The 15698-nt window shown below is 72.9% G+C and carries 17 protein-coding genes; 14 read left to right on the top strand and 3 right to left on the bottom strand.

Going from position 1 to position 15698, the window contains the following annotated elements:
- Positions 1-2 precede the first annotated feature (2 nt).
- Genes GSF22_RS06310 through ribH form a run of 3 tightly spaced genes read left to right on the top strand, consistent with a single transcriptional unit; the run spans position 3 to position 2349 of the window.
- Entirely contained in the window at positions 3-653 is a 651-nt protein-coding gene (locus tag GSF22_RS06310; RefSeq protein ID WP_208811794.1) for a riboflavin synthase, read from the top strand.
- Positions 650-1885 carry a bifunctional 3,4-dihydroxy-2-butanone-4-phosphate synthase/GTP cyclohydrolase II gene (locus tag GSF22_RS06315; protein WP_208811795.1) on the top strand — a complete coding sequence of 412 codons (1236 nt, stop codon included), beginning with the start codon at positions 650-652 and terminating at the stop codon, positions 1883-1885. Before GSF22_RS06310 ends, GSF22_RS06315 begins: the two co-directional genes overlap by 4 nt.
- Positions 1885-2349, top strand: coding sequence for a 6,7-dimethyl-8-ribityllumazine synthase (ribH, locus tag GSF22_RS06320; RefSeq protein ID WP_208811796.1), 465 nt, complete (start codon positions 1885-1887; stop codon positions 2347-2349). The genes GSF22_RS06315 and ribH overlap by 1 nt, the downstream gene beginning before the upstream one ends.
- A 117-nt stretch (positions 2350-2466) precedes the next feature.
- Here ribH and GSF22_RS06325 read toward each other — a convergent pair whose 3' ends face one another.
- The 3 genes from GSF22_RS06325 to GSF22_RS06335 are packed head-to-tail and all read right to left on the bottom strand — an operon-like array spanning position 2467 to position 4924.
- A complete protein-coding gene (locus tag GSF22_RS06325) occupies positions 2467-3213 on the bottom strand; it encodes an amino acid ABC transporter ATP-binding protein (protein WP_307803779.1) in 747 nt (248 codons plus the stop codon).
- 5 nt (positions 3214-3218) lie between these two features.
- The gene (locus tag GSF22_RS06330; protein ID WP_244366422.1) at positions 3219-4055 is read right to left on the bottom strand and encodes an amino acid ABC transporter permease; all 837 of its coding nucleotides are present in this window, start codon (positions 4053-4055) and stop codon (positions 3219-3221) included.
- 2 nt (positions 4056-4057) lie between these two features.
- On the bottom strand, positions 4058-4924 hold the full coding sequence (locus tag GSF22_RS06335) for an ABC transporter substrate-binding protein (protein ID WP_208811798.1): 867 nt from the start codon (positions 4922-4924) through the stop codon (positions 4058-4060).
- Positions 4925-5049: 125 nt separating this feature from the next.
- On the opposite strand from GSF22_RS06335, the gene GSF22_RS06340 reads away from it, so the two are divergent.
- From GSF22_RS06340 to GSF22_RS06390, 11 genes are all read left to right on the top strand, one after another.
- Positions 5050-5313 (top strand): phosphoribosyl-ATP diphosphatase, encoded by a 264-nt coding sequence (locus GSF22_RS06340; RefSeq protein ID WP_208811799.1) that lies wholly within the window; start codon positions 5050-5052, stop codon positions 5311-5313.
- A gap of 47 nt (positions 5314-5360) precedes the next feature.
- A complete protein-coding gene (hisG, locus tag GSF22_RS06345; protein ID WP_208811800.1) occupies positions 5361-6206 on the top strand; it encodes an ATP phosphoribosyltransferase in 846 nt (281 codons plus the stop codon).
- Complete coding sequence (locus tag GSF22_RS06350) at positions 6203-7213, top strand: DMT family transporter (RefSeq protein WP_307803781.1); 1011 nt, start codon at positions 6203-6205, stop codon at positions 7211-7213. Before hisG ends, GSF22_RS06350 begins: the two co-directional genes overlap by 4 nt.
- On the top strand, positions 7210-7671 hold the full coding sequence (locus GSF22_RS06355; RefSeq protein ID WP_208811801.1) for a PH domain-containing protein: 462 nt from the start codon (positions 7210-7212) through the stop codon (positions 7669-7671). Before GSF22_RS06350 ends, GSF22_RS06355 begins: the two co-directional genes overlap by 4 nt.
- Positions 7672-8040: 369 nt before the next feature.
- Positions 8041-8661 (top strand): translation initiation factor IF-3, encoded by a 621-nt coding sequence (infC, locus tag GSF22_RS06360; protein WP_208811802.1) that lies wholly within the window; start codon positions 8041-8043, stop codon positions 8659-8661.
- 19 nt (positions 8662-8680) lie between these two features.
- Positions 8681-8875 (top strand): 50S ribosomal protein L35, encoded by a 195-nt coding sequence (rpmI, locus tag GSF22_RS06365; protein WP_161691510.1) that lies wholly within the window; start codon positions 8681-8683, stop codon positions 8873-8875.
- A 34-nt stretch (positions 8876-8909) separates the two neighbouring features.
- Positions 8910-9302 carry a 50S ribosomal protein L20 gene (gene rplT, locus GSF22_RS06370; protein ID WP_208811803.1) on the top strand — a complete coding sequence of 131 codons (393 nt, stop codon included), beginning with the start codon at positions 8910-8912 and terminating at the stop codon, positions 9300-9302.
- 68 nt (positions 9303-9370) lie between these two features.
- A complete protein-coding gene (locus tag GSF22_RS06375; protein ID WP_208811804.1) occupies positions 9371-10183 on the top strand; it encodes a TrmH family RNA methyltransferase in 813 nt (270 codons plus the stop codon).
- A gap of 191 nt (positions 10184-10374) precedes the next feature.
- Entirely contained in the window at positions 10375-11457 is a 1083-nt protein-coding gene (gene pheS, locus GSF22_RS06380; RefSeq protein WP_208811805.1) for a phenylalanine--tRNA ligase subunit alpha, read from the top strand.
- Between the two features lie 40 nt (positions 11458-11497).
- Positions 11498-14080, top strand: coding sequence for a phenylalanine--tRNA ligase subunit beta (locus GSF22_RS06385; protein ID WP_208811806.1), 2583 nt, complete (start codon positions 11498-11500; stop codon positions 14078-14080).
- A 276-nt stretch (positions 14081-14356) separates the two neighbouring features.
- Positions 14357-15532 carry a macrolide family glycosyltransferase gene (locus GSF22_RS06390; RefSeq protein ID WP_244366408.1) on the top strand — a complete coding sequence of 392 codons (1176 nt, stop codon included), beginning with the start codon at positions 14357-14359 and terminating at the stop codon, positions 15530-15532.
- Positions 15533-15698: the final 166 nt, after the last annotated feature.

Below are 15698 nucleotides of genomic sequence, written 5' to 3' on the forward strand. Positions count from 1 at the left end.
TCATGTTCACCGGCATCATCGAGGAACTGGGTGAGATCGTCCGGCAGGAGCCGACCGGGGCGGACTCGGTCCTGCTCACCGTACGCGGCCCGGTGGTCACCGCCGACGCCCGGCACGGCGACTCCATCGCGGTCAACGGGGTCTGCCTCACCGTCGTCGACACCGTCGACGGTGCCTTCACCGCCGACGTGATGGGCGAGACCCTGCGCCGGTCGTCGCTGGGCACGCTCACCGCCGGTGACCCGGTCAACCTGGAGCGGGCCGCCACCCTCGGCAGCCGGCTCGGCGGTCACCTCGTGCAGGGACACGTCGACGGGGTGGGCCGGGTCCGTGACCGGGAGCCCGCCGAGCAGTGGGAGACGGTCACCTTCGACCTGCCGGCGCCGCTGGCCCGGTACGTCGTCGAGAAGGGCTCGATCACCGTCGACGGCGTGTCGCTGACCGTGGCGGCGGTGGGGTCCGACTGGTTCTCGGTGGGGCTGATCCCCACCACCTGCGCGCTCACCACGCTCGGCCGACGGCAGCCCGGCGACCCGGTCAACCTGGAGGTCGACGTGCTGGCCAAGTACGTGGAACGACTGCTCGGCGACCGCGTCGGCACCCCGTCCACCCACGTCCCGATCCCGTCCATCCTTCCGGAGGCCCTGGCATGACCAGCAGTTTCGGCACCATCGAACAGGCGGTGGCGGACATCGCCGCCGGCCGGCCGGTCGTCGTGGTCGACGACGAGGACCGGGAGAACGAGGGCGACCTGATCTTCGCGGCCGAACTGGCCACCCCGGAACTGCTCGCGTTCATGGTCCGGCACACCTCCGGCTACATCTGCGTGCCGCTGACCGAGGAGGACTGCGAGCGGCTGGACCTGCCGCCGATGTACCACACCAACCAGGACCGGCGGGGCACCGCGTACACGGTCACGGTGGACGCCCGGGAGGGGGTGAGCACCGGTATCTCGGCGGCCGACCGGGCGCACACCATCCGGTTGCTCGCCGACCCGGCCACCGGGCCGGCCGACCTGGCCCGCCCCGGGCACGTGGTGCCGCTGCGCGCCCGACCGGGCGGCGTGCTGCGTCGACCCGGGCACACCGAGGCCGCGGTCGACCTGACCCAGCTCGCCGGGTTGCGGCCGGCCGGCGTGCTCTGCGAGCTGGTCAACGACGACGGCACCATGATGCGCCTGCCGGACCTGGAGAAGTTCTGCGCCGAACACGCGCTGACCCTGGTCACCATCGCCGACCTGATCGCCCACCGGCGCCGGACGGAGAAGCAGGTCGAGCAGGGCGCCTCGGCCCGGATGCCCACCCCGCACGGGGTGTTCCAGGCGGTCGGGTACCGCACCCACTACGACGGCGCCGAGCACGTCGCGCTGGTCTACGGCGAGATCGGCGACGGGGCGGACGTGCTGGTCCGGGTGCACTCCGAGTGCCTCACCGGCGACGTGTTCGGCTCGCTGCGCTGCGACTGCGGCCCGCAGCTCAACGCCGCCCTGGCCCGGGTCGCCCAGGAGGGGCGCGGGGTGGTGCTCTACGTCCGTGGCCACGAGGGACGTGGCATCGGGCTGCTGCACAAGCTCCAGGCGTACCAGTTGCAGGACCTGGGCCGGGACACCGTGGACGCCAACCTGGAGCTGGGGTTGCCAGCCGACGCCCGGGACTACGGCACCGGGGCGCAGATCCTCTACGACCTCGGGGTCCGCTCGATGCGGCTGCTCACCAACAACCCGGCCAAGCGGGCCGGGCTGGAGGGGTACGGGCTGACCATCAGCGGGCGGGAGGGGCTGCCGGTACGCCCGCACCCGGAGAACGTGCGTTACCTGCGGACCAAGCGGGACCGGATGGGGCATCTGCTCGACGAACTGGACGAGATCGCGGAAGGATCGGCGTAGTGGCGGGTTTCGGGGAACCGGGGGTCGAGGCGGTCGACGCCACCGGGCTGACCGTCGGGGTGGTGGCCGCCCGGTGGCACGGCGAGCTGACCGACCACATGGTGGAGCGGGCGGTGGCGGCGGCCGAGAAGTGCGGCGCGGAGTCGGTGGTACTGCGGGTCGCCGGCTCGGTGGAGCTGCCGGTGGTGGCCCAGGCGCTGGCCGGCCGCTGCGACGTGGTGGTCGCCCTCGGCGTGGTGGTGCGGGGTGCGACCGCGCACTTCGACTACGTCTGCCGGTCGGTGACCGACGGGCTGACCCGGGTGGCCCTGGACACCGGCAAACCGGTGGCGCACGGGGTACTCACCGTCGACACCATCGAGCAGGCCCGGGACCGGGCCGGACTGCCCGGCTCCGCCGAGGACAAGGGCTGGGCGGCCACCGTGGCCGCGCTGGACGCCGCGCTGGCGATCCGCTCGCTGTGACGTCGGCCCGGCCCGGGGACCACCCGGGCCGGCGGCGCGGACAGCCGGCCCGGCCCGGGGGCGATCCGGGCCGGGGCGCGGGCCAACGGGTCCACGGCGTGGACGACGGGCCGTCGCTCAGAGCCGGCCGGCGTCGATGATCCGGCGCAGAAACTGCCGGGTACGTGGCTGGACGGGCTCGCCGAGCACCTGCTCCGGCGGGCCCTGCTCGATCACCCGGCCACCGTCGAGGAAGCAGACCCGGTCGGCGACGTCCCGGGCGAAGCCCATCTCGTGGGTGGCCAGCACCATGGTCATCCCGTCCGCCTTCAGGTCCCGGACCATCGCCAGCACCTCACCGACCAGTTCCGGGTCGAGTGCCGAGGTGATCTCGTCGAGCAGCATCAGCCGGGGCGAGTTGGCCAGGGCCCGGACGATCGCCACCCGCTGCTGCTGCCCGCCGGAGAGCCGGTCCGGGTAGGCGTCCGCCTTGTCCGCCAGCCCCACCCGGGCCAGCAGGTCACGGGCCTGTGCCTCCGCCTCGGCGCGGTCGCGCCGGTGCACCCGGCGGGGCGCCAGGGTGATGTTGGCCAGCACGCTCAGGTGCGGGAAGAGGTTGTACGACTGGAACACCATCCCGATCCGGCGGCGTACCCGGTCCGGGTCGACCCGGGGATCGGAGATGTCCTCGCCGTCCAACTCGATGACCCCGTCGTCGATCTCCTCCAACAGGTTGACGCAGCGCAACAGGGTCGACTTGCCGGAGCCGGAGGCGCCGATCAGCGCCACCACCTCGTGCTCGGCGACGGTCAGGTCGAGGTCGGCCAGCACCGGCTGGCCACCGAACTCCTTGCGTACCCCACGGCAGGTCAGCACCGGCGGCACGGCGGTCACCTCCCGGCCCGGCGGGCCGCGCGCAGCGTCACCCAGTCGGTGACCGCGATCAGCGGGATCGCGAGCAGCACGAACAGCACCCCGGCGACGATGTACGGCGTGTAGTTGAAACTCTCGGCGGTGGCGATCTGGGCTGCCCGGACCGCGTCGATCGGCCCGGCCAGGGAGACCAGCCCGACGTCCTTCTGCAACGCCACCACGTCGTTGAGCAGCGGCGGGGCCACCCGGCGGACCGCCTGCGGCAGGATCACGTGCCGCATCGCCTGCCGGTAGGTGAGCCCCAGCGAGCGGGCGGCGGCGAACTGGCTCGGGTGCACCGACTCGATGCCGGCGCGGAACACCTCGGCCAGGTAGCCGCCGTAGGTGACGATCAGCGCGAGCGCACCGAGCACCAGCACCGACGGGGTACCGGCCAGCCGCAGGCCCGGCACACCGAGGGTCAGCAGGTACAGCACGATGATCAGCGGCAGGCCCCGGAAGGTGTACGTGTACCCGGCGGCCAGCGCCCGGACCGGGAAGAAGACCGGCCCGCGCAGGGTCCGCAGCAGCGCCACCAGCAGCCCGAGCAGCAGCGCGCCGACCGCGCAGCAGACCAGCAGCCGCAGGTTGAGCCAGAGCCCGGTCAGCACGTCGGGCAGCGCGTCCCGGGCGATCGTCGGATCCAGGAAGGACCGCCGGACCCGGTCCCAGCCGGGCGCCCCGGTCACCGCGACCACCAGCAGGGTACCCAGCACCGCGGTCGACGCCGCGGCGACCAGCACCGAGCGGACGGTCTGCCGGCGCCGGTACGCCAGCCGGCGGCGCTGGACCGCGGAGGGGACGTGCGCGGTCAGCGTCACGTCAGCTCGACGGCCCCGGCTGCCTGGGCCAGCCAACGCCCTTCGAGTTCGGTGAGCCGACCGGTGTCGCGCAGTTGACCGACCGCCCGGCTGACGCAGGAGGTCAGCGGGGAGTTCTTGTCCAGCAGCAGGCCGAACGCCTCCGGTACGCCCACCTGCGGCACCTGCCCGACGATGGTGGCGTCGGTGAGCTCCGCCCCGGTGATGTAGAAGGCGGTCGGCAGGTCGACCACGATCCCGTCCACCTGCCCGTTCTGCAACGCCTTCTTGGCGTCGTCGTTGCTGTTGTAGACCTGCGGCCTGACCGTCGGCTTGATCATCTCGGTGATCGCCTGGTAGCTGGTCGTCCCGACCTGGGCGCCGAGCCGGGCCGTGCGCAGGTCGGCCAGCGACCGCCTGCCCGCGATCTTCGAGGACTTCAGCGCGATCACCGCCTGCCGGGCCAGGTAGTACGGCGTGGAGAAGTCGACCGCCTGCTTGCGTGCCTCGGTGATGGAGAACTGGTTGATGTCGAAGTCGAACTCCTTGGGCCCCGGTGCGATCGCGTTGTCGAACCGGACCCGGACCCAGGTGACGTCGCTGCGGGCGTACCCGAGCTGCTCCGCCACCGCGTAGGCGACGGCCGCCTCGAAGCCCTCGCCGTTCTCCGGCTTGTTGTCCTTGAACCACGGCTCGTACGCCGGCTCGTCGGTGGCGATGGTGAGCCGCCCCGGTGTGCGGGTGCGCAGGTCGTCCTTCGTGCAGGAGGCGCGGGCCGGCTCCGGGGCCGGGTCGTCGCTCTGGGGGGCGCACGCGGTGAGCGCGGCGAGGACAGCGGTGACGGCGGTGACGGTCGCGGCGGCGACCGGAGCGCGGCGGGCCATGGCGGACAGCATAGGCGTGATCTCGACAGGCATCCATACAGTAACCCACCGGCCGGGTAGGGAAGGTGGAACGGGGGTGCCCCGGTGCCCCGGTGCCGATCGGCCGGCTGCGAGAATCGGATCCCGTGAAGACGTTCGAGGAGCTGTTCGCCGAGTTGCAGGCGAAGGCCGCAGCCGGCACTCCGGGCTCGGCGACGGTGGCCGCGCTGGAGCGCGGGGTGCACGCGATCGGCAAGAAGGTCGTCGAGGAGGCGGCCGAGGCGTGGATGGCGGCCGAGCACGAGGGCCCGGAACGGGCCGCCGAGGAGATCTCCCAGCTGCTGTACCAGGCGCAGGTGCTGATGCTCGCCACCGGCCTGGACCTGAAGGACGTCTACCGACATCTGTGAGTGCCCCACCCGACGACCGGATCCGATCCTTTCGTAAGGAGCACTCGATGCTGCGCGTCGCCATTCCCAACAAGGGCACCCTGGCCGAACCGGCCGCCGCCATGCTGCGCGAGGCGGGCTACCGCCAGCGCACCGACAGCAAGGACCTCGTCTGCCGGGACGAGGGCAACGACGTCGAGTTCTTCTACCTGCGTCCCCGGGACATCGCCACCTACGTCGGCTCCGGCGACCTGGACCTCGGCATCACCGGCCGGGACCTGCTGGTCGACTCCGGCGCCCCGGCCGAGGAGGTCATCGACCTCTCCTTCGGCCGGGCCACCTTCCGGTTCGCCGCCCGTCCGGACCGGATCGGCTCGCTGGACAGCCTCGGCGGGCACCGGATCGCCACCGCGTACCCGGGCGTGGTCGAACGGCACCTCGCCGGACAGGACGTCAAAGCGGAGATCATCCGGCTGGACGGGGCGGTGGAGAACGCCGTCCGGCTCGGCCTGGCCGACGTCATCGCCGACGTCGTCGAGACCGGAGCCACCCTGCGCCAGGCCGGGCTGGTGGTCTTCGGTGAGCCACTGCTGCACTCCTCCGCCGTGCTGGTCCGGCGCACCGGTGCCCCCGGCTGCGCCCAGGCCGACCAGCTGCTCCGCCGGCTCCAGGGCGTCCTGGTCGCCCGCCGGTACGTGATGCTCGCCTACGACGTCCGCGCCGACCTGCTGGAGCAGGCCACCGGCCTGACCCCGGGCATCGAGTCGCCGACCATCTCCCCGCTGCACCGGGAGGGCTGGGTGGCGGTGCAGGCGATGGTCCGCCGCGACGACGTGCACCGGATGATGGACGAGCTCTACGACCTCGGGGCCCGGGCCATCCTGGTCACCAACATCCACGCCTGCCGGCTGTGAGACGCCGTCCGGCCGGAGGCCCCCGCCCGACCGGCGGGGGTGTCCTGCCGGGCTGGCTGGCCCTCGGACTGGTCGTCCTCGGCGGGGTGGCCTCCGCCGCGCAGGGCCTGGTCAACGCGGAGCTGGGCGAGCGGGTCGGCAGTCCGATGATCGGCGCGGTGGTCAACAACCTGGGCGGCTGCCTGGTGATCGGCGTCGGGTTGCTGCTGGCCCGGCCGGTACGCGCCGCGCTCACCGGGCTGCGGCACGCCGGCCTGCCCTGGTGGGCGTACCTCGGCGGGCTGGGCGGCGCGGTGATCGTGGTGGTCGCCAGCTACGTCGTACCGGTGCTCGGGGTGGCCCTGTTCACCATCGCCCAGGTGGCCGGGAACAGCTTCGGCGGGCTGGCCGTCGACCGGACCGGGCTGGCGCCGGCCGGCCGACTGGCGCTCACCCCCGCCCGGCTGACCGGCGCGTTGCTCGGTGTCGGCGCGGTCGCGCTGGCCCAGATCGGTCGGCCGCTCGGCGACCTGGCGGTGGGGCCGGTACTGCTCGCCGTGGCCGGTGGGATCGCGGTCGCCGGGCAGGCCGCGCTCAACGGCCGGGTCGGCGCGGTCGTCGGCGGGCCGGCGGCCACCGTGGTCAACTTCGCCGTCGGTACCCCGGTGATCCTCGCCGTCGCCGCCCTGGCCGGTGCGTTCGGCAACCTGGCCGGGTTGCCCTGGCCGGCGCAGCCGTACCTCTACCTGGGCGGCCTGTGTGGCGTGGCGATCGTGGCGGCGCTGCTGGTCGGGGTCCGCTCGGTGGGGGTGCTGCGCACCGGTCTGGCCCTGGTGGCCGGGCAGCTGGCCGGTGCGCTGCTGCTGGACGCGGTGGTGCCGACCGGGCCGGGGCCCGGTCTGCCGGTGCTGGCCGGTGCGGTGCTCACCCTGGTGGCGGTCGTCGTCGCCGGCGTCGGCCGGCGTCGACGGTCGGAGCCGGTCGTACCGACCGAGCCGGCCGAACCGGATGGCAGACTGGTCGGGTGAGCGATTCCGACGTCGTACGCCTGCGACCCCGCCGGATCCGGGTGGTGTGCTGGTCCGTTGCCGTGGCGCTGGTGCTGGTCGCCAGCGTCTCGGCCACCGCGATGACCGGCTCGACCGGCAACGGCTTCGGCACCTTCCAACGCGGCGACCAGGTCGCCATGGTCGGGCTCGGGCTGCTCGGCGCGCTCGGTGTGCTGCTGCTCACCCGGCCCCGCGTCGAGGCGGACACCCGGGGGATCCGGGTCCGCAACGTGATCGGCTCGTACGAGCTGCCCTGGGAGGTCGTCCGGGGGGTGCGCTTCGACCGGGGCGCCCCGTGGGCGAGCCTGGAGCTGCACGACGACGACCTGGTACCGATGGTGGCCCTGCAGGCCGCCGACCGCGAGCTGGCGGTGGCCGGGGTGCGGGCGCTGCGCCGGTTGCACCAGGACCGGCTGACCGCCCTGGCCGGCGGTTGACGTGACACCGCCCTGGCTGGCGGTGACGTAACCGCCCGGGTCGGCGGTTGACGCAACGGGCCCTGGCTGGGTGGACCCGGGCGCAGGTGGTAGTGTTGTCCGGTCGACCAGGCTGCGGGCTTTCGCCCACGCAGCCATGAAGCGGAGCGCCTGCTCCCACCCGAGTCACCCACGGTGTCCGGGTCCGGTCACCGGTTCGGAATTATTTCCGTGCCGGATGCGCGATCATTGGATCGTGCCGACCGGTCGAGCGGGCCCTGGCATGCGCCGGGGCCTTCTGCTTTCCGGGTCGCTCCCACCCGGGAGCGCGCGGGGTCGCACCTGTGGAGATTTCGGACTCGAGGAGGCCCCATCAGCGTCGAACCACGCGTGAACGAGCAGATCCGGGCACGTGAGGTCCGACTGGTCGGCCCCGAGGGCGAGCAGGTGGGCATCGTCCCACTGGAGCGCGCCCTGCAGCTGGCCGCGGACGTCAGCCTGGACCTGGTCGAGGTTGCGCCGATGGCGCGCCCGCCGGTGTGCAAGCTCATGGACTTCGGCAAGTTCAAGTACGAGAGTGCACTCAAGGCGCGCGAAGCCAGGCGTAACCAGCAGCAGACCGTCATCAAGGAGATGAAGCTCCGGCCGAAGATCGACCCGCACGACTACGAGACCAAGAAGGGTCACGTGGTGCGGTTCCTCAAGGCCGGCGACAAGGTCAAGGTGACAATCATGTTCCGCGGTCGGGAGCAGAGCCGCCCGGAGCTGGGCTACCGGCTCCTGCGCCGGCTCGAGTCCGAGATCTCGGAGCTGGGGTACGTCGAGGCCGCTCCGAAGCAGGACGGTCGCAACATGATCATGGTTTTGGCTCCGCACCGAGCCGTCAAGGCCTCCGCCACGGCGGCCCGGGCGGGATCGGCGCGCGAGCGGGAGGCCAGCGCTGCCGAGGCACCGCTGACCGAGGCACCGCCGGCCGAGGCGGCCGGACCCGCCGGGACCACCGGCGAGTAACAGGGGAGAGACGTTTCACATGCCGAAGATGAAGAGCCACACGGGTATGGGCAAGCGGGTCAAGGTGACCGGCCGTGGCAAGATCGTGGCCCAGCAGGCCGGTCTGCGTCACAACCTGGAGAAGAAGCCCTCCACCCAGACCCGCCGGCTGACCGGCACGGTCGAGTTGGCCAAGGCCGACGTCAAGCGAATCAAGAAGCTGCTCGGCCGCTGACGCGCGCCAACCCGGACTGAAGGAGTAACTCGAGATGGCACGCGTCAAGCGGGCTGTGAACGCCCAGAAGAAGCGTCGTACCCTGCTGGAGACCGCCAGCGGCTACCGTGGTCAGCGCTCCCGGCTGTACCGCAAGGCCAAGGAGCAGGTGCTGCACTCGATGCAGTACGCCTACCGGGACCGTCGTGACCGCAAGGGCGACTTCCGGCAGCTCTGGATCACCCGGATCAACGCGGGCGCCCGCGCCAACGGGCTGACCTACAACCGCCTCATCCAGGGCCTGAAGCTGGCCGGGGTCGAGGTCGACCGGAAGATCCTGGCCGACCTGGCCGTCAACGACGCCGCGGCGTTCGCCGCCATCGTCGAGGTGGCCCGGGCCGCGGTCGCGGCCGAGGGCACCGGTGGCGCGGCGGCCCAGGCCGCCTGATCCCGCCGTACCTGACCGAGGCGTCCCCCGTGCCGTCACCAGCGTCCGGGGGGCGCCTCGACCACGTCATGGAGCCACATCCCGTGCTCTTCACACCCCGTACGCCCCGGGTGGTCGCCGCCCGTCGACTCCAGCGTCGCCGGGACCGGGACACCACCGGCCGGTTCCTCGCCGAAGGGCCCCAGGCGGTCCGGGAGGCCCTCGACCGGCCCGACCTGGTCACCGAACTCTTCGGCACCCCGGCCGCCCTCGACCGGTACGCCGACCTCGCCGGCCGGGCCGCCCGGGCGGGCGTACCCGTCTCTCCGGTCACCGACGAGGCACTCGCCGCGCTGGCCGAGACGGTCGCCCCGCAGGGCCTGGTCGCCGTCTGCCGGCACCTGGACGTCCCGCTGGCCGCCGCGCTGGCCCCCACCACCCGACTGGTCGCGGTGCTGGCCGGGATCCGTGACCCCGGTAACGCCGGCACGGTGCTGCGTACCGCCGACGCGGCCGGCGCCGGTGCGGTCGTCTTCGCCGGGGACACCGTCGACCCGTACAACGGCAAGGCGGTCCGCGCCTCCGCCGGCAGCCTCTTCCACGTCGACGTGGTCCGCGCCGGTGACCCGTACCCGGTCCTCGACGCGCTGCGGGCGGCCGGACTGCGGGTCCTGGCCGCCACCGGCCACGGCGACACCGACCTGGACGACCTGGCCGATGCGGGTGCCCTGGCCGCACCGACCGCCTGGCTGTTCGGCTCCGAGGCGCACGGCCTCCCCGCCGACCTGGCCGCCGCCGCCGACGCCCGGGTCCGGGTACCGCTGCACGGGCGCGCGGAGAGCCTGAACCTGGCTGCCGCCGCAGCCGTCTGCCTGTACGCTTCAGCCAGAGCACTTCGATAGGCCAGGGAGTCGTCCAGATGATGAACGCGCAGCAGCGTTCGTTTAGCCAGCCCGCCGGTCCCGGCGGGCGGCGGGGCTGACCTGACCCTGCGCACCCTCCCACCGGCGGGCTGCGGCACAGCCGCGCGTCCGTAAACTCGCCTTCGCCACCCGTCAGGGTCGGCCCCGCCGTGAGGGAGTGCCCGTACGCCATGAGCTACCGCAACGATCCGTACGACCCGAAGCAGGTCGCCCTGCTGGACCAGAGCGCGTTGGACGACGCCGTCGCCGAGGCCGGGAAGGCCTTCGCCGCCGCCGCCGACCTCGATGCGCTCGCCGCCCTGCGGCACCAGCACCTCGGCGACCGGGCCCCGGTCTCGCTGGCCCGCCGCGAGATCGGCGCGCTGCCACCGGCCGCCAAAGCCGACGCCGGTAAGCGGGTCAACGAGGCCCGCCGACTGATCGAGTCGGCCTTCGCCGCCCGCTCCGAGGTCCTGGAGCAGGAACGGGCCGAGCGGGTCCTGGTCGAGGAACGGGTCGACGTCACCGTCCCGTACGACCGCCGCCCGCGCGGCGCCCGGCACCCGCTGACCTCCCTGATGGAGCAGATCAGCGACCTGTTCGTGGCGATGGGCTACGAGGTCGCCGAGGGGCCCGAGGTCGAGTTGGAGTGGACCAACTTCGACGCGTTGAACATCCCCGCCGACCACCCGGCCCGGGGCCTGATGGACACCTTCCACGTCGCCGCGCCGGACGGCACGGCCGAGGGGTCCGGTCTGGTGCTGCGGACCCACACCTCGCCGGTGCAGGCGCGCACCATGCTGACCCGCACCCCGCCGATCTACGTGGTCTGCCCCGGGCGGGTCTACCGCACCGACGAACTGGACGCCACCCACACCCCGGTCTTCCACCAGGTGGAAGGGCTGGTCGTCGACAAGGGCATCACCATGGCCCACCTGCGGGGCACCCTCGATCACTTCGCCCGGGCCATGTTCGGCGCGGGCGCGCGGACCCGGTGGCGCCCGCACTACTTCCCGTTCACCGAACCGTCCGCCGAGTTCGACGTCTGGTTCCCGGAGCACCGCGACGGTCCCCGCTGGGTCGAGTGGGGCGGCTGCGGCATGGTCAACCCCCGGGTGCTGCGGGCCTGCGGCATCGACCCGGAGGTCTACTCCGGATTCGCCTTCGGCATGGGCATCGAGCGCACCCTGATGTTCCGCAACGGGGTCAGCGACATGCGGCACATGGTGGAGGGCGACGTGCGGTTCACCCGCGCGTTCGGGGTCGAGGCGTAGCGGGATGCGGCAACGAGTAACGGAGACGGTGGTCTGAACAATGCGAGTTTCGCTTTCCTGGCTGCGTGAGCACGTCCAGTTGCCCGCCGACCTCACCCCCGGGGACCTGGAGCAGGCCCTGGTCGACCTCGGCCTGGAGGTCGAGTCGGTGGTGGACCTGGGAGCCACGGTCACCGGGTCCCTGGTGGTCGGTCAGGTCCTGGACATCGAGGAACTGACCGGTTTCAAGAAGCCCATCCGGTTCTGCCGGGTCGACGTCGGTGCCGCCAACGGCACCGGTGAGCCGCAGGAGATCGTCTGCGGTGCCCGTAACTTCGCCCCCGGCGACCGGGTCGTGGTGATCCTCCCCGGCGGGGTGCTCCCCGGCGGCTTCGCCATCGGCGCGCGCAAGACGTACGGCCGCAACTCCAACGGCATGATCTGCTCGGCGATGGAACTGGGGCTCGGTGACGACCACTCCGGGATCATCGTGCTCCCCGCCGACACCCCGGCCCGCCCCGGTGACGACGCCCGCGCCGTCGTCGGGCTGGACGACGTCGTGGTCGAGATCGAGATCACCCCGGACCGGGGGTACGCGATGAGCGTGCGCGGCATCGCCCGCGAGCTGTCGCACGCCCTCGGCGTGCCGTTCCACGACCCCGGTCTGCTCCCCGCCCCCGGGGCGACCGCTGAGCCGGCGTACCCGGTCGAGGTGCAGGACACCGTCGGCTGTGACCGGTTCGCCGCCCGGATGGTGCGCGGGGTCGACCCGACCGCGCCCACCCCCGGGTGGATGCAGCAGCGGCTCACCGTCGCCGGTATCCGCAGCATCTCGCTGCCGGTGGACATCACCAACTACGTCATGCTGGAACTCGGCCAGCCGATGCACGCCTTCGACGCCGACCGGCTCACCGGCCCGCTGGTGGTCCGCCGGGCCACGGCGGGGGAGAAGCTGACCACCCTGGACGGGGTGACCCGGGAACTGGTCGCCGAGGACATGGTGATCTGCGACGACAGCGGGCCGATCTCGTTGGCCGCCGTGATGGGCGGCCAGACCAGCGAGGTGGTCGCCGGTACCGTGAACGTGCTCTTCGAGGCCGCGCACTGGGATCCGGTGATGGTCGGCCGGACGGCCCGCCGGCACAAGCTGTTCAGCGAGGCGGCGAAGCGCTGGGAACGGGGCGTCGACCCGGCCCTGCCGCTGGTCGCCATCGAACGGGCGGTGCAACTGCTCACCACGCACGGTGGCGGTACGGCCGGCACGGAGATCCTCGACCTCGACCACGTCCGGCCGAACACCCCGGTCAGCCTCCCGGTCGACCTGCCCGCCCGACGGATCGGCGTGGCGTACCCGCCGGAGCGGGTGGTCGCCCTGCTGGAGGCGGTCGGGTGCACCGTCACCACCGGTCCGGACCGGCTCGCCGAGGACCCCGGATCGGTCGGCGTGGCTGCCGCTGCGGCCGCCGGTCCGGTCGACGCGGCAGCCACCGGCGGCGGTACCGCGCTCGTGGTCACCCCGCCGAGCTGGCGTCCCGACCTCACCGACCCGGCCGACCTGGTCGAGGAGGTCGCCCGGCTCGACGGGTACAACGAGGTGCCCAGCGTGCTGCCCGTCGCGCCCCCCGGCCGGGGCCTCACCGCCGGTCAGCGCCGGCACCGGTCGGTGGCCCGGGCCCTGGCCGAGCAGGGTTACGTCGAGGTGCTGGCGTACCCGTTCGTCAGCCCCGAGCTGCCCGACCTGCTCGGGCTGCCCGCCGACGACCCTCGCCGGTCGGCGGTCCGGCTGGCCAACCCGCTCGCCGACACCGAACCGCTGATGCGGACCAGCCTGCTCGGCCCGCTGCTCGGGGTGCTCAAGCGCAACCTGGGCCGGGGCCAGCGGGACCTGGCGCTGTACGAGATCGGCACGGTCTTCCACCCGCGCGCCGGTGCCGGTACCCCGCCGGTCATGGGCGTCGACCGGCGACCGACCGACGCCGAGTTCGCCGCCGCCGACGCGACCGTGCCCGACCAGCCCCGGCACGTCGCCGTGGTGCTCGCCGGGGACATCGAGCCGGGTGGCTGGTGGGGTGCTGGTCGTGCCGCCGGCTGGGCCGACGCGGTCGAGGCGGCCCGGGTGGTACTCGCCGCCGCCGGCCTCTCCGCCGACCGGGTCGCGGTCCGGTCCGCCGGGTACGCCCCCTGGCACCCCGGCCGGTGCGCGGAGATCCTGGTCGACGGCGCGGTCGTCGGGCACGCCGGGGAACTGCACCCGGCGGTCGTCTCCAGCCTGGAACTGCCCCGGCGGACCAGTGCCATGGAGCTGAACCTGGACGCGGTGCCGGCGGCGGCGACGGTGCCGGCACCCGACATCTCCGGGTTCCCGCCGGCGCTGATCGACGTGGCCCTCGTGGTCGACGCCGACACCCCGGCCGCAGACGTGCAGCGGGCGCTCGTCGACGGTGCCGGTGACCTGCTCGAAGCGGTGCGCCTGTTCGACGTGTACGCCTCCGCGCAGCTCGGCGAGGGCCGCAAGTCGCTGGCGTACAAGCTCACCTTCCGGGCCCCGGACCGGACGCTGACCGTCGAGGAGGCGGTGGCCGCCCGGGACGCCGCAGTGGCCGAGGCCGCCGCCCGGCTCGGCGCCACCCTGCGCGGCGCCTGAGGTGTAAGGAAGGGCCCCTTCTTATCGCTTTCGGTAGAGGAAGGGGCCCTTCCTAACACCCGGGCCCGGTAATGCGGTGGTGCGACCGGTCGAGCCGGGCTAGGGTCCCGATCATGGGTTACGCATTCATCCGCACGCGCATCGCCGCCTGAGGCGGCGTACCCCGCCGGTCGTGTGAACGACCGGTCGTTGCCGCGACGGCCGTAGCCGCCGTCGCGGGTCACCCGTGTCGCCGCCGGACGATGTCCCGTTCCTCCGACACGACAGGACCATTCCATGCGTGCGCGTTCCCACATCCTGATGGCCGGCTGCACGGCGCCGAGCCACATCTACCCCTCGTTGGCCCTCGTCCGCGAACTCGTCGACCGGGGCCACCGGGTCAGCTACGTCGTCGGTGAGTCGCTGGTCGAACTGGTCACCCCGACCGGCGCCGAGCCGGTACCGCACCCGTCGCTGCTGCCGCTCGGTGAGCGCGGCTGGCCGGACGACCCGGGCTCGGCGATGCGGATCTTCCTCGACGAGGGGATGGCCGTACTGCCCCGGCTGCTCGACCGGTTCGCCGACGACCGTCCCGACCTGGTGTTGTACGACATCGGCGGGCTGGCCGGTCCGGTCCTGGCCACCCGGTTCGGGGTACCGGCGGTGCAGCTCTCCCCGACCATGGTCGCCTGGGCGGGGTACGAGGACGACATGGCCGACTTCTACGACGCGTTGCGGGCGTCGGCGAGCGGCCGGGACTACTTCGCCACCTACGACCGCTGGCTGGCGGCGAACGGCATCGACGTCGACGCCCAGCGGTGGATCACCTTTCCGGAGCGGGTGCTGTCGCTGATCCCCCGGCCCATGCAGCCGCACGCCGACCGGGTACCGCCGTCGGTGCGTTTCGTCGGACCGTGCCTGGACCCCGACCGGCTCGCCGACACCAGCTGGACGCCCCCGGCGGACAACCGACCGGTGCTCCTAGTCTCCTTCGGTACCGCCTTCACCGACCAGCTTCCGGTGTACCGGGCCTGCGTGGCCGGCTTCGCCGACTCGGACTGGCACGTGGTGCTGGTGATCGGCGCGCACGTCGATCCGGCCGACCTCGGTGAGCTACCGGAGAACGTCGAGGTGCACCGTCGGGTGCCGCAGCTCGCCGTGCTCGCCGCCGCGTCGGCGTTCGTCACCCACGCCGGGATGGGCGGCTGCACCGAGGCTCTCTGGTTCGGGGTGCCCACGGTGGCTATCCCGCAGGCGGTGGACCAGTTCGGCAACGCCGACCGGCTCGTCGAGCTGGGCGTCGGCCGGCACCTGCCCACCGACCAGGTGACCGCAGAGTCGCTGCGCCAAGCCGTCGACGAAGTCGCGTCGGACCCCGAAGTGCGTCGCCGGCTGGGCGCGCTGCGGGACCGGGTACGCGCCGACGGGGGCGTCGACCGGGCGGCCGACGCCGTCGAGTCGTACCTGCGGTAGGTGCGGTTAGGAAGGGCCCCCTGTTATCGCTTTCGGTAGGGCGGTTTCTGGGGGTCGTCGCAACACCTGATGGCTTATGTGGTTGTCAGTAGATCACGCAGACGCTCGGCTGGGTTGTCCCAGCCGAGCGTCTGTCGTGGGCGGCCGTTGAGTTCCTGGGCGACGT

It is taken from the genome of Micromonospora echinofusca, assembly GCF_017614955.1.
Classification (GTDB): Bacteria; Actinomycetota; Actinomycetes; order Mycobacteriales; family Micromonosporaceae; genus Micromonospora; species Micromonospora echinofusca_A.